The organism is Bacillus infantis NRRL B-14911 (assembly GCF_000473245.1).
GTDB classification, from domain to species: domain Bacteria; phylum Bacillota; class Bacilli; order Bacillales; family Cytobacillaceae; genus Bacillus_AB; species Bacillus_AB infantis.
Map to the genome: position 1 here is coordinate 2,896,541 of NC_022524.1, position 14,016 is coordinate 2,910,556.

At 43.8% G+C, this 14,016-nt stretch carries 14 protein-coding genes, 1 rRNA gene and 1 riboswitch; of the genes, 2 read left to right on the forward strand and 13 right to left on the reverse strand.

The window, feature by feature from the left end; translation table 11 throughout:
• Positions 1-229 precede the first annotated feature (229 nt).
• The 5 genes from N288_RS14665 to N288_RS14685 form a co-directional block, all read right to left on the reverse strand.
• Positions 230-1,779: ribosomal RNA gene (locus tag N288_RS14665) — 16S ribosomal RNA — on the reverse strand.
• A 327-nt stretch (positions 1,780-2,106) separates the two neighbouring features.
• Positions 2,107-2,763 (reverse strand): GDSL-type esterase/lipase family protein, encoded by a 657-nt coding sequence (locus tag N288_RS14670; RefSeq protein WP_009795539.1) that lies wholly within the window; start codon positions 2,761-2,763, stop codon positions 2,107-2,109.
• Positions 2,764-2,839: 76 nt separating this feature from the next.
• Positions 2,840-3,994 (reverse strand): two-component system sensor histidine kinase NtrB, encoded by a 1,155-nt coding sequence (locus N288_RS14675; protein ID WP_009795538.1) that lies wholly within the window; start codon positions 3,992-3,994, stop codon positions 2,840-2,842.
• A gap of 64 nt (positions 3,995-4,058) precedes the next feature.
• The gene (locus N288_RS14680; protein WP_129611934.1) at positions 4,059-4,772 is read right to left on the reverse strand and encodes a hypothetical protein; all 714 of its coding nucleotides are present in this window, start codon (positions 4,770-4,772) and stop codon (positions 4,059-4,061) included.
• Between the two features lie 314 nt (positions 4,773-5,086).
• Positions 5,087-5,296 (reverse strand): cold-shock protein, encoded by a 210-nt coding sequence (locus N288_RS14685; RefSeq protein ID WP_009795535.1) that lies wholly within the window; start codon positions 5,294-5,296, stop codon positions 5,087-5,089.
• 317 nt (positions 5,297-5,613) lie between these two features.
• On the opposite strand from N288_RS14685, the gene N288_RS14690 reads away from it, so the two are divergent.
• A complete protein-coding gene (locus tag N288_RS14690; RefSeq protein WP_009795534.1) occupies positions 5,614-5,895 on the forward strand; it encodes a DUF6509 family protein in 282 nt (93 codons plus the stop codon).
• A 56-nt stretch (positions 5,896-5,951) separates the two neighbouring features.
• Here N288_RS14690 and N288_RS14695 read toward each other — a convergent pair whose 3' ends face one another.
• Positions 5,952-6,359 carry a hypothetical protein gene (locus tag N288_RS14695; RefSeq protein WP_009795533.1) on the reverse strand — a complete coding sequence of 136 codons (408 nt, stop codon included), beginning with the start codon at positions 6,357-6,359 and terminating at the stop codon, positions 5,952-5,954.
• A gap of 165 nt (positions 6,360-6,524) precedes the next feature.
• Here N288_RS14695 and N288_RS14700 point away from each other — a divergent pair, with 165 nt between their 5' ends.
• A complete protein-coding gene (locus N288_RS14700) occupies positions 6,525-7,349 on the forward strand; it encodes a GNAT family N-acetyltransferase (protein WP_009795532.1) in 825 nt (274 codons plus the stop codon).
• Between the two features lie 31 nt (positions 7,350-7,380).
• Here N288_RS14700 and N288_RS14705 read toward each other — a convergent pair whose 3' ends face one another.
• From N288_RS14705 to N288_RS14735, 7 genes are all read right to left on the reverse strand, one after another.
• Entirely contained in the window at positions 7,381-7,878 is a 498-nt protein-coding gene (locus N288_RS14705) for a metallophosphoesterase family protein (protein ID WP_009795531.1), read from the reverse strand.
• Between the two features lie 68 nt (positions 7,879-7,946).
• Positions 7,947-8,147, reverse strand: coding sequence for a cold-shock protein (locus N288_RS14710; RefSeq protein ID WP_009795530.1), 201 nt, complete (start codon positions 8,145-8,147; stop codon positions 7,947-7,949).
• Positions 8,148-8,301: 154 nt separating this feature from the next.
• A complete protein-coding gene (locus N288_RS14715) occupies positions 8,302-9,759 on the reverse strand; it encodes a DEAD/DEAH box helicase (protein WP_009795529.1) in 1,458 nt (485 codons plus the stop codon).
• 338 nt (positions 9,760-10,097) lie between these two features.
• On the reverse strand, positions 10,098-10,298 hold the full coding sequence (locus N288_RS14720; protein WP_009795528.1) for a cold-shock protein: 201 nt from the start codon (positions 10,296-10,298) through the stop codon (positions 10,098-10,100).
• Positions 10,299-10,498: 200 nt separating this feature from the next.
• Entirely contained in the window at positions 10,499-11,350 is an 852-nt protein-coding gene (locus tag N288_RS14725; protein ID WP_035403383.1) for a bifunctional 5,10-methylenetetrahydrofolate dehydrogenase/5,10-methenyltetrahydrofolate cyclohydrolase, read from the reverse strand.
• Between the two features lie 59 nt (positions 11,351-11,409).
• Positions 11,410-11,493: riboswitch (ZMP/ZTP riboswitch) on the reverse strand.
• 656 nt (positions 11,494-12,149) lie between these two features.
• On the reverse strand, positions 12,150-13,097 hold the full coding sequence (locus N288_RS14730; RefSeq protein ID WP_232217699.1) for a nucleoside hydrolase: 948 nt from the start codon (positions 13,095-13,097) through the stop codon (positions 12,150-12,152).
• A gap of 168 nt (positions 13,098-13,265) precedes the next feature.
• Entirely contained in the window at positions 13,266-13,919 is a 654-nt protein-coding gene (locus N288_RS14735) for a phosphatase PAP2 family protein (RefSeq protein WP_009795523.1), read from the reverse strand.
• Between the last annotated feature and the right edge of the window lie 97 nt (positions 13,920-14,016).

Genomic DNA, 14,016 nt, shown 5'->3' on the forward strand with positions numbered 1-14,016 from the left:
ACAAAACATACGCTCCGGTGCTTCCTCAATCGATTCCTCGACCTGTTCGCTTCTCATCACCCTCACGGTTTTTAAACTCTTATTTATTTATAAGAGAGAAAACCTAAAATGGCGATTACTCGGTAATGTCTTCTTCATTACATTATCTAGTTTTCAAAGAACAAAATGAGAGATTATACTCTCAAAACTGAACGAACAAAGAGCGTCACGTCTTGTATATATTCCTTAGAAAGGAGGTGATCCAGCCGCACCTTCCGATACGGCTACCTTGTTACGACTTCACCCCAATCATCTGTCCCACCTTAGGCGGCTGGCTCCAAAAGGTTACCCCACCGACTTCGGGTGTTACAAACTCTCGTGGTGTGACGGGCGGTGTGTACAAGGCCCGGGAACGTATTCACCGCGGCATGCTGATCCGCGATTACTAGCGATTCCAGCTTCATGCAGGCGAGTTGCAGCCTGCAATCCGAACTGAGAATGGTTTTATGGGATTCGCTTAACCTCGCGGTCTTGCAGCCCTTTGTACCATCCATTGTAGCACGTGTGTAGCCCAGGTCATAAGGGGCATGATGATTTGACGTCATCCCCACCTTCCTCCGGTTTGTCACCGGCAGTCACCTTAGAGTGCCCAACCTAATGCTGGCAACTAAGATCAAGGGTTGCGCTCGTTGCGGGACTTAACCCAACATCTCACGACACGAGCTGACGACAACCATGCACCACCTGTCATCCTGTCCCCCGAAGGGGAACGCCCTATCTCTAGGGTTGTCAGGAGATGTCAAGACCTGGTAAGGTTCTTCGCGTTGCTTCGAATTAAACCACATGCTCCACCGCTTGTGCGGGCCCCCGTCAATTCCTTTGAGTTTCAGCCTTGCGGCCGTACTCCCCAGGCGGAGTGCTTAATGCGTTTGCTGCAGCACTAAAGGGCGGAAACCCTCTAACACTTAGCACTCATCGTTTACGGCGTGGACTACCAGGGTATCTAATCCTGTTTGCTCCCCACGCTTTCGCGCCTCAGCGTCAGTTACAGACCAGAAAGTCGCCTTCGCCACTGGTGTTCCTCCACATCTCTACGCATTTCACCGCTACACGTGGAATTCCACTTTCCTCTTCTGCACTCAAGTCCCCCAGTTTCCAATGACCCTCCACGGTTGAGCCGTGGGCTTTCACATCAGACTTAAGAGACCGCCTGCGCGCGCTTTACGCCCAATAATTCCGGACAACGCTTGCCACCTACGTATTACCGCGGCTGCTGGCACGTAGTTAGCCGTGGCTTTCTGGTCAGGTACCGTCAAGGTGCCGGCAGTTACTCCGGCACTTGTTCTTCCCTGACAACAGAGTTTTACGATCCGAAAACCTTCATCACTCACGCGGCGTTGCTCCGTCAGACTTTCGTCCATTGCGGAAGATTCCCTACTGCTGCCTCCCGTAGGAGTCTGGGCCGTGTCTCAGTCCCAGTGTGGCCGATCACCCTCTCAGGTCGGCTACGCATCGTTGCCTTGGTGAGCCGTTACCTCACCAACTAGCTAATGCGCCGCGGGCCCATCTGTAAGTGATAGCCGAAACCATCTTTCAGCATAGCCTCATGAGAGGTTATGCATTATCCGGTATTAGCTCCGGTTTCCCGAAGTTATCCCAGTCTTACAGGCAGGTTGCCCACGTGTTACTCACCCGTCCGCCGCTGACTTCAGGGAGCAAGCTCCCATCCGTCCGCTCGACTTGCATGTATTAGGCACGCCGCCAGCGTTCGTCCTGAGCCAGGATCAAACTCTCCATATAAGAGTAAGATTTAGCTCTGATAAAAAATTAAGATTAACGTTGACGTTTTTGTTCGTTCAGTTTTCAAAGAACAATCTTTCAATAGCGCTCTTTTAGAGCAACTATATCATAATACCACCCAATCAATCTCTTGTCAACATAATTTCGTAGAAACGATTTATGATGAATTCATAGATTAATAAGCAGAAATTATGCCAGCAGTTAATGTCGATTGCTGTTCATTTATAATAACAGCACTTGAGAAGATGGTCAACAGGAAATCAGGTGGGAATTATTGGTTTTGCCAAAACAAGACAGGTGCCCTCTCTTGCTTGAGACGGTACCTGTCTATTGGCAGATCAGCAGTCCATATCCGGTATTTTTTATTTTTTCAGCGATGCGATTATAGCCGCTGTCATTGGGATGCACTCTGTCCATCGCCACTAGATCATTCTCATTCCCTTTAAATGCCTGATATATATTTACCGTTCGAAAGTGATGGCGGTCGCACAGCTGCTGCATCTGCTTATTGAACTTTCTGATCCATCGGTCCGCTGTTTCTTCTTTGGGAACGGGACTGTAAAGGTTTAGAAGATAAACCATATAAGGCCCGGCAGAGTCTGATTTTATTTCAGTAATATGATCAACGATGCCGCTTAGCTTTTCTGCAGATATATTCAGGCGCGAAGAAATATCCTTTTCATTTTTCGTCAGCTGATATGACCTTAACCCCTGAATAAGATCGTTGCCTCCTGCTGTGATCGTAATAAGTTCTGATTCAGCTAAAGCACTGGATACTAAAGGAGACCTGACAGCTTCCAGGATTTCACCCGAAAGCGCTCCGGGCCTGGCAAAAATTTTGTGGACGACTCTGCGGCCAAGCGATTCCTCGGCGAGTCTTGCAAATCGCGGCACAAACCCAGGAGAAAAGAACGAAGCACCCACACCGGCAGTAATCGAATCGCCAACTGCTGTATAGTTCAGCGGACTTTTTTTGACATCCAATCTAATCCCCCTCGTGATTACGAATTTAATTATTCATATTCATTCAGGGGCATTTCTGTTGATTGTACGATAAAAATTATTCACAGCAAAAGCGGTCTTCGGCAGGAATGTCAATGATAAACTGTGTTCCCTGCCCATCACTCTTTACATTCATCATGCCGCCGTGATTCTCAATAACCTTTTTGGAAACTGAGAGCCCAAGCCCTGTTCCTTCATCCTTCGTAGTAAAGAATGGGTCAAAGATATGGGGCAGAATAGAAGAAGGAATTCCTCTTCCATTATCCCGGAATTCAATTCTGAGAAAGGAGTCAACTCTTTTGGCAGCAATGATTATTTTAAGCGGTTCGCTTCCTTTAGCCTGGAACGCATTTCTGAAAAGGTTAATGAACACCTGCAGCAATTCGTCACGATCACCTCTAAAGAACGTATTATCTGCAATTTCTGTAAGTTGATATTCAATTTCGGCATTATACAGCAGCGCTTCACTATTTAGGAATTTTCCGGTATAGCCCAGGATAAACTCCTTTGCATTCAGCAGTTCGCTGGTCGTTTCCCCCGGTTTAGCAATCCGGAGAAAATCTGTGATGATTTTATTGGCCCTGTCAATTTCCGGGATCAGCAAGGAAGAAAAAAGCTCAGACACCTCTTGATCCGTTTTGCTTTGAAGAAGCTGGAGGTAGCCCCTTACCGTGGTAAGCGGGTTTCTGATTTCATGGGCTATGCCTGCTGCAATCCTCCCGGCCAGAGCCTGCTTTTCTGCTTCCTTTACTCCATTGAGGAACTGAAAAGCTCCCAAAACCCTTTTCACGTTTCCGTTTTCGTCTAGTATTATCCTTGTGTTATTGATTCCGTAATTTTTGTCAAGCACTTCCCTATTAACGATCGGCTTCTTCGTCCTGAGGGATTCTAGCAGATTAATCTGGTCATCAGGTATCCTCAGCAGCTCCCTGATATGGCGGCCCACTATGACCCTTCTGTCAGCATGAAGGTCCCTTGCAGCCTGGAGATTGCACAAAGTTATAAGTCCATTCCCATCTATAAAAACAATATGATGAGGAACCAGATCAAGTATAGGATTCAGGAAGCTCTCCAGTTGTTCAAAAGATACGCCATCATCCCCTTTATCCAAGCCGGGCCAGTAAGCCTGATTTTCTTCTGCCCTGTTTTTCAGCTGCAATATTTCTTTCCTTAATTCAGCATTTTCCTGTTTAAGCCGTTGAACTTCATCCATTAAAACTTACTCCTTAAAGAGTGCATTATTTCTTTTATTATAATGCAATTCGCCTGAAAGGACATTATACAGATTCACCTTTAATATCAGGAAAGAAATATACGGCCAGCTTGCCGATCAGAAAGCAGAATAATGTAATAAGCGCAGCTGAATATACTGAACTCCACAAATGGGAAATAGTCAGAACACCCGCCTGGATTAAAAGTTTTTCAAAAAGCCAGGCTCCCGCAAATAATCCTGCAAATACCGTTTTCCTGAATTCATAGATGACTATGACAGCTAAAATCAGGCTGTATATCAGCCAAATAAGCGTGCTGAAAGCCAGCTGATCACGGTCATGCGACTCAAAAAAACCGGCGTTGTAGGTATGAATCCGAAAGAAGATCACCGTATAAAAAACAGCTGCCTGAATGATTGTGGTAATTGCCATATATATCGTCACAAACCTTACAAAAGGCGAAGGTTTCCTTAATGAATCCCTCCATATGTCTGTAACAAACATAGCAGCAAAAAGTATTGCGCTCGTGTACCACGACCTCCACCAATGCTGTTCATATACGCCCTCTTTCAAGAAAAAGCTCTCTACCAAAAAAATACCCGCTATCACTGCAAGCCTCCACAGATAGCCGATCCGGTAAATGGAGACCGCTGTAAGTACTGCGGGAATGAAAAGTGCCTGTGAAATGCTTGCCCCAAATACCTCATCAAACCATTTTTCTTCAAATACAGTCGGTCTGTATGTGTATGCTTTTCCCAGAATAAATACTATGTATTCCAATATAAAAGACAACCCCATTACAAAGAAATAGAGCGGCAATGATACCCTGATTTCTTTCCTGAAGGAAATAATTATCAATATGATGCTGAAAAATACTAATGCTATAAAAAGGTGCATGCCGTTCACAGTTTCTTCACTTCCATCATAACTAAAGGTTTTTCCTTTAGTATGCCCGCAGCCTCCTGTTTCATTCTCCCGCTTTCAAGTACAGACAAATGAAACATAACTGCTCACAAAAAACGCCAATATCAACTTTTTACACTTACAAAGCCAAAAACATAAAAAAAACCAAATGGCGAGGCCATTTGGTTTCCTTATTTTGAGTAGATGCTATTATTAACAACAACTTGAAGCAGCTTAGTCGATTCCTTCATCTCACTGTTGCAAAGCGGGCAAGCCGGCTGATCACTGCTTTTAAAATTATCACGCAGCCATCCATTACAGCTGTCAGAAATACATTCCCAGACTTTCACTTCTTCCGTTTTTACTTCTTCGGTATTTTTTCTCCCGAATCCCATTGCCATAAAAGGCACCTCCTCAAAGAGCCGAAGCCCCCGAAAAATAAAAATCCACCCGTTATAAAATAAATGGACTGGATCCTTTATAACAAGTGAATCTGAAATTAGATGTTATTCCCTTAAATAAATACTTTATAAGTATACAGCATTTCCCTGTTTTTGTCAATGTATCAAATCAAAGTTTGTCAGCATAAATCTGTACCCCTTGAAGGATGGAATTCCTGGATTTGAAGAAGGATAAGAACAAAAGATTACGCATGCTTTCATAAAAGTGTATAATACGAGTGTCGATAAACTGAAACTATCCAGAGAGGATGATATAGATGGAAATTACAGGTCATTTGATTGAAGAAATCATTGATCCTACAGGGATACTGGAAGGACAGAGGTATGAGTTCCTGTTAGACATAGAAGTTCCGGAGGATGACGAACTTTACTCCGAGGATGGGCTGAGTCTGCGTGTACTTTTTTACAAAGATGAGAAAGGCTCAAAGATCCTCAATTATCACTTCTTTTTTTCAGACGAAAAGGCTCTCGATTTTGCACTGGATGAAGAAGAGGAAAAAATGGTGGAAAGCTACTGCCGGATGAATCTTCCTGCATAACAGCTGTCCTGGCAGGAATCATTAAAGAAAAAAAGAGCAGCGCGCTGCTCTTTTTTCTATTCCTCGATTTTTTGGCCTTCTTCAATGATATGATACATAAGATGTGCAAGATGATGGATAGGCCCGTACACTTCCTCTTCGTCTTCCCCTTCTTCCCCTGCTTCTTCACTGAATTCAAGATCGTTCAACTGAAGTGCGGCGAATTGGTAGAAATCCTTCAATTCAAATGAATAACAGGCACTTGGCTCTTCATTCTCTTCTTCATAATGCAGAACTAAATACGACTCGGTCCCATCATTGCTGATGGCATCAAAGTAAATAAAGAAGCCGACGTTAGTATCAAGCTCAAAAAGATGCCTGGTCCCGCCTTCAGTGGCAATATTGAAATCCTCTTCATTGAGCTTACTAACCTTCATTGCTTCTACTTGATCTTCTTTGTGAAATTCTACTGTAAAACTTTTCACTATCCAACACCTCCTGAATCATTACTCTACTTATAATAACCATTCCAGCTTAACTACACAATTAAATGCCGCTTATTGCATAATTCTGATGGTTTGCAATTTTGTATTCCCCTTCTCCATTCATCAAGCTAATATAGATATATACGAGATTGGGGAGGAACAGCGATGCTTACAGTAAGACAGCTGAAAGAAATCAAGGAGCTTCAGGATATTTGTGAAAATCATGAAGATTTCAGGTTAAAACTGAATTGGGATATGCTGAAATCCAGAAATAATGAAACAAAAACAGACTTCTTCACTTATCAGGACGGAAGATTAACTGGATTTTTGGCTTTGTATCCTTTTGGAGCTAAAGTGGAGGTATGCGGGATGGTTCATCCTGAGTATAGGAAGAAGGGACTCTTTACAGCCCTCTTAAAACAGGCTGAAAAACAATTGGCAAGCGCTTCGGAAGTCCTTTTAAATGCGCCAGCTGAATCCTATGCTGCCAAACAGCTTTTCCAATCGCTTCCTTGCAGATACTCTTTCACTGAGCACCAGATGAAGTACTTTCATTCAGATACTCTTTCTGAAAAAGAAGGGGTAGAAATAAGATCAGCCTCTGCCGGAGATGCCGGTCTTTGCATCCAGCTGGATATTGTTTGTTTCAGCCTTTCCGAAGAAGATGCCACTCTGTTTTACGGGCAAACGGCAGCCGAACAGGCACAGACTTTATTCATAATTGAATACAGGGGAGTCCCCGCGGGCAAGGTGAGGATACAGACAGACGGCAATGAGAGCTGGATTTATGGATTTGCCATCCTTCCTGAGTTTCAGAGGCGGGGGATTGGAAGAAGTGTTCTAAGCAGGATCATCAGGCAGGAAAGGAATCGAGGGAGGGATATTTTCCTGGAAGTGGCTGCAGAAAACAATAATGCCCTAAATCTTTATACGTCTTGCGGATTCGTCCCGCTTGAATCCCAGGATTATTATCAGCTGAAACTCAATTAGCAGGACGCACAGATGCGCCTGCTTTTCCCTCTTAAGATTCTTTATCAAAATAAACAATCTCTGCTGAGAGCTCTTCTTCCACCCTTATTACCGCAAAAGAAAAACGCGGCTGCCTCCTTTTATCAACAGGGGAACCCGGGTTTATAATGAGCGTCCCGTTTTCCTTTTTCAGGACGGGTATATGGGAATGGCCGTAGATCAGACAGTCCACCTTGTCGTCTGCAAAAGAAGCCAGTGCCCTTTTTTCCGTTGTCTTCCCTTTTCCATGCCCGTGCACGATACCTAATTTAAACCCATTTAAATTCAGGATGAGCTTATCCTTCAGCATTTCCTTAAGCTCGCCGCTATCCGTATTGCCAAATACCCCTTCGAGCCTCCCAAAGGATGAGAGTTCTTTATAAACAGACAAGTCCTGCCAGTCACCGGCATGAACGATGATATCAGAAATTTCCAGATATTCAACGAGAAGCTCGGGCAGATTCCTTCCTTTTTTTGGCATATGGGTATCTGAAATGGCAGTAATAAGCAAACCTCATTCCTCCTTTATAAAGCAAAGAAGAGCCCCGCTAGGAGACTCTTCATCATATGAAGTGAATATTATAGTTTCGTCACATTAACAGCCTGCGGTCCACGCTGGCCTTCTTCAATGTCAAATTCAACTTCTTGACCTTCATCAAGGCTTTTGAAGCCTTCAGACTGAATTGCAGAGAAATGGACGAATACGTCTTCTCCACCTTCAACTTCGATGAATCCGAAACCTTTTTCTGCATTGAACCATTTTACTTTACCTGTAGCCATTTACATTTCCTCCTAAATTTCAACAAAATCTTTGGGGCGATGCCCCGCTGTATTAATATGGGTAAGTTTTACAGATTTTATAATCATTTTTTTAAATTTTTTCAGGAAAGATATTCATCCTCTTATAAAACCCATAAACTTCCTTAATTATTTATTACCCCTTTGAATTAGGAGTAAAACCTGATTTTCCGCTTCTGCCTCTTCTGCGGTCTCGTCCGCCTCCACCGCTCCTGCCTCTGTCGGTGCGGCGGCTTCTGTCGCGGTCAAACTTCGGCTTCGGCTTTCTTGAGCGGATCGGCTCCACAGCAGTAAGCTTAACAGGTGTTATATCCGGCTCTTTTGTCAGCAGCTTGAGTGCAGCAGCAAGCAGGGTGACTGAATCTGTTTCCTCAAGAAGGTTTTCTGCCGATCTTTTATATTCGTTGAATTCTTCGTTTTCGATGACCTTCATCATTTTATTGATGGTTGCCTGCTGGCTGCCTGCGATAACATCCCTGAAGGTAGGAATCGGCATCTTCGCCATTTTTGTTTTTGTTACCCGCTCAATGAGCTTTAGATGATCGATTTCACGAGGGGAAACAAATGTTACAGCAAGCCCCTTCTTCCCGGCGCGGCCAGTCCGCCCGATGCGGTGTACATAGCTTTCAGGATCCTGCGGGATATCAAAGTTGTAAACATGGGAAACTCCGCTGATATCAAGTCCCCTTGCAGCTACATCTGTCGCTACCATAATATCGATTGTCTGTTCTTTAAAGCGGCGGATAACCTGATCACGCTTATTCTGCGGAACATCGCCATGGATGCCTTCAGCAGAATAGCCGCGTTTAATAAGCCCTTCCACCACTTCGTCCACACGCTTTTTGGTGCGGCCGAACACGATAGCAAGTTCCGGGGACTGGATGTCGAGCAGGCTGCAGAGCACATCAAACTTCTGCTTTTCATGCACTTCCATATAATGCTGTTCAATATTTTTCACAGTAAGTTCTTTAGCTTTAATCTGAACCATTTCCGGCTCTGTCATGAATCTCTCAGCCAAAGATTGAATGCGCCTTGGCATTGTTGCTGAAAACAGCAGGGTCTGGCGCTGTTCAGGAACTTCGCTGAGGATGCGCTCAATATCTTCGATAAAGCCCATATTCAGCATTTCATCAGCTTCGTCAAGCACGGCCAATTTAATCTTATTCAGGCGGATTGTCTTTCTTTCGATATGATCAATCAGCCTTCCCGGAGTAGCTGCAATGATATGCGGTCCACGATCCTTCTTCAAGGCGCGGATCTGTCTGGAAATGTCCTGTCCACCGTAGATCGGCAGAGTCCTGACGCCTTTCACCTGTCCAATCCGGTTCAGTTCTTCAGCCACCTGCACGGCAAGCTCGCGGGTGGGCGCCAGCACAAGGCCTTGAATCCCTTCATTTATGTCTATCTTTTCAAGAAGCGGAATGCCAAAAGCTGTGGTTTTCCCTGTCCCGGTCTGCGCCTGGCCAATCATATCCTTTCCGCTCAGTCCGATCGGGATCGCCTGCGCCTGGATAGGGGTCGGCTCTTCAAAGCCCATATTGGAAACTGCTTTTTCAAGCTCTTTGCTTAAATTAAAATCCGAAAAAGTTGTCAAAGTTTAAATCCTCCTTAATTTCTAACCAATTGTTTCTTATCAAAATGTATATAGGGTACAGCAGGTATATTTCTAGGCTAACCACTTTCTATCTCTTTTTTACATTTCCGATTCAAATAAGTTTAAACCCCGCCCAAGTGATTATATTTACAGCACAATCAAAGTCCGCCTCACGGGCGGTTCTCTAGGGGAATGGTGGAAGGATACGAAATGGAGTAAATGAAGGAAAGAAAAGCGTTATTCAGGAGCCTGCTTCTTCTTTTCATAAGTTGCCGTCCGATTCAATACACAAAAAGGCGATGCATGCTTTGCCATGCATCACCTCATCATTCATGCTATTAGCCTTTAACTACGTTAGAAGCTTGTGGTCCACGGTTGCCTTCAACGATTTCAAAAGTTACTGCTTCGCCTTCTTCTAAAGACTTGAAGCCTTCAGATTGGATAGCTGAAAAGTGAACGAAAACGTCCTGGCCTTCAGATGTTTCGATAAATCCAAAGCCTTTTTCTGCATTAAACCATTTTACTTTACCTGTGTTCATGTATAAAAACCTCCAAAAAGTGTTTCACTATAAGTTTGCGGTATAATATAAAAACAAAAAAACCGCAGCCTGCACGTGTTGAAGAAGATAAAATCGACTACAACCTGCGCAGCTACGACTACTTATCCAAATATAAAACGAATCTTAAAGTGTTAAGTTAATATTACTTCATTAAAAAGAACAAGTCAACCTTTTCTTCTTCAGGCGTTATTCCCAAGCGTCTTTTCTGCTGCTTCAACCGTATGCTTCAGCAGCATTGAAATCGTGACCGGGCCTACTCCCCCTGGTACAGGTGTTATGGCTGATGCCTTTTCGAGGCAGCTGTCATATTCTGCATCTCCGACATTCCCCTTATTATACCCTGCATCCAGAATAACAGCCCCAGGCTTGATCCATTCTCCTTTTATAAATTCCGGCTTTCCGACTGCTGCAATGACCAGGTCAGCCTGGCCTACATACCGGGAGAGATTTTCGGTATAGGAATGGCATGTTGTTACTGTCGCATTCCTGTTTAAAAGCAAAGCGGAAACAGGTTTTCCGAGTATCGGACTTCTCCCTACCACTACAGCATGCTTTCCTTCTACAGGAAGATGATAATAATCGATGATTGCCATAATTGCAGCAGGAGTGCAAGATGGATATGTACCAAATCCCAGGGCAGTCTGCCCGTAGCCGTGGCTTGTCACGCCGTCAACATCCTTATCTATGCTGATGGTTTCAAATGCCTTCCGCTCATCTATATGTCCTGGAACAGGATGCTGAAGCAGGATGCCATGAACTTCTTTATTTTCGTTCAGTTCCTCAATCGTTTTTACCAGTTCTTCTGTTGTGGTTTCTTTCGGCATATGAATTCGTTCAGACCGGATGCCAAGCCGGGCGCAGGCATTTCCTTTCATTCGGACGTAGGTCTCGGAAGATGGATCATCTCCGACCAGGATGGTGGCAAGGCAGGGAGTGATCCCTTTTTGCGTAAGGTTTTCCACCCTTGGCATCAGTCCTTCTTTAACATCAGCTGCCACCCGCTTACCATCAAGAATCAATTTTTCATTCATAGCAAACAACCTCCAGGTATAAGATTCAGGCCGCTTTACCAAAAAGGTTAAAGCAGACTGCTGGCTGCCCAGACGACCGGCTATATATGCACGCAGCTCCACTGTGGTTTCTTCCACTATCGTCGTCAGTCACTGCGCCTTTATAAATGTTATTCCTAGTCAATCATATCACAAAACACAGATGTTATGAATAGATTCATATGCAAATGTTCGTATTATAGTAATATAGGCAGTATGAATACAGAATATACTGTTAGGCACAGAATTGAAAAAGGACAGCATGCAAGCAAGCTGTCCTTTTTGTCATATTTGAGGCTATATATAAAGTATATTAAATTTAATTTCAACCTAAAACAATGAAAGCCCTGCCTCTCTTCCATCCTTGCGGCTCCGAGACCGCGCCAGCGGGAATCAGGTAAACAATCGGGATAAGATAGCAGCTCTTTAAGATTCAGTCATTTAAAGACCGCATTATTGAATTGAAGCAATCCATGCGAAGAAATGTTTCGGGTTTATAGAAGATGTGCATTAAGAAGAAATCATACCATTCAGGGGGCATTCTGCTGTACAGCAGCCGCACCTGATCATCAAGCTGTCCACAAATTAATTCTTAAAGGTATAAACCTATTGTTGCTTAGCAGTAAAAATCTAAAGAGCATGATCTGCAAAATGGCGTTCCGCTCCATTCTGCCCGCAGATATCCTCAAATACGTGCTTTACTAGTATATCATAAAAGTAAAAGCTGTCAACTAATTGGAAATCAGCAGCCGAATTCCTCTCCGTCACCTGACTGGTCATGTTAAACGGCTGTGAAGTTCAACATAAACGTTTCAAGAAGCTTAGCTGTATCAATCTCCATTGCAATATAGTCCAAAGTATCCTCAGGCTGCTCCTCAGGCTTAGGCCTGAAATCGGCATTCGTTTTACCTTGTGCTCCGCCAAACTGCTCAACCCTGACTCTCCTTTTAATGAATTTCGCTAAGTCCGGATTTGTCAGTATAATCAGCGGGACAGCATCATGAATGGGTGCGCCTCCTATGCCGGGCACGTTTTCTTTATAGGCCTGAAAATAGTACTCAAAGGCCGGCTTTATAAGATCTTTATAAGCCGACTCAGTATTGGCGGAAATGTAATCAATCATTTCAGGCGTTACAACAGCTTTGTTGGTGACATTGAGCGGAAAAAGGTAAACATTCCTCCCTTTTTCAAGAACGATGTCAGCAGCAAGGGGATCAGAATAAAAATTAGCCTCCGCTTCAGCTGACACATTGCCGGGAACCAGAAAAGCACCGCCCATCATATAGATTGCATTAACATCTTTATAGGCATCCTCTCCATAAATAATAAGCGGGAGAGCTAAGTCTGTCTGCCTGCCTAAACCGACAAGGACAATATCATTTTTGTACTGATCTATAATGTCAATGATCTTATTAATATCATAAACCTTCAGCCCGGTAAAATCTTCAGGAGGCTGAATGGGTCCGAGTCCCTCTTCTCCATGTATCTCCGGATAAAATGTGGCAGGCTTGCCTGAGAGAGGCCCAGAAACACCGGCAATGATCGGAATATCCTCACGGCCGCCCAGTTTAAGGAGATAGGCTGTATTTCTGAGGGATTCTTCCTTGGTGATATTTCCATACCCGCTTACTACCCCGACTATATTCAATTCCGGATTTTGAACAGCGTACATCAAAGCAAGTGAGTCATCGATTCCAGAATCTACAAACAGAAGTATATTGATCATCATGATTCCCTCCCTTTCCCTATTGCTCATACTTTATGCAGGCAAGACTCTCTTTAAACATCATGAAGTTGAAGGCAAGCAAAAAAGCCCATATAAAAGCTTTATTGCTCTTTTTATTGGTCCCCATTCCATTGTCCCAAACAGCATTTACATTATTGCAGCAGAACCTTTTTACAGATTCCTCCGATATTCGTACAACCTGAAAATAATGATGCAGGCTGCCAGCCAGGCTCCGCCGGCCAGGAAGCCGCCTATTACATCACTAGGATAATGCACCCCAAGATAAATTCTGCTTAAGCCGATCAATAGGATTATCATGACATTTGCGAGGACAGCCAAGACCTTTAAGCTAATTTTAGAAAACAAATGGACCAGTATATAGGCGGAAGCACCGTAAAATATAAAAGAACCCATGGAATGGCCGCTCGGGAAGCTGAATCCTGATTCAGTCAGAAGCGGGAGAATATCAGGGCGTTCTCTTTTAAAAATCCACTTAAGAAGCCAATTGAACAGCGCACCGCCGCCTGAACCTGCCAGCAGAAATACACCTAATGCCCGCTTTTTATAAATCATGAGAATAACTCCGCCTGCTGCGGCCAGAAATACAAGCCACTTAACAGAGCCCAGGAATGTAACCGAAAACATCAATGCAGTCAGCTGGTCATTGATAAAAGATTGTACAAAATTAATGATTGTATGATCAAAAGCCTCCAGTTCGTTTTCTTTCAGCTCATCTGCGATTTCGGCAAAAAGAAATGTAAAAACCCCAAGAAGAGCTGCAGCAGAAAGAATATACAAAAGTTTGATTCCTGTCAGTTTTTTCATATATGACTTCCTTCTCTTGTTTTTGTCCAATACCTTCTATATTGCCTATTCAGACAGCTTGTGAACATAAATCCGGCAAATCAATAAGAAAAACCGC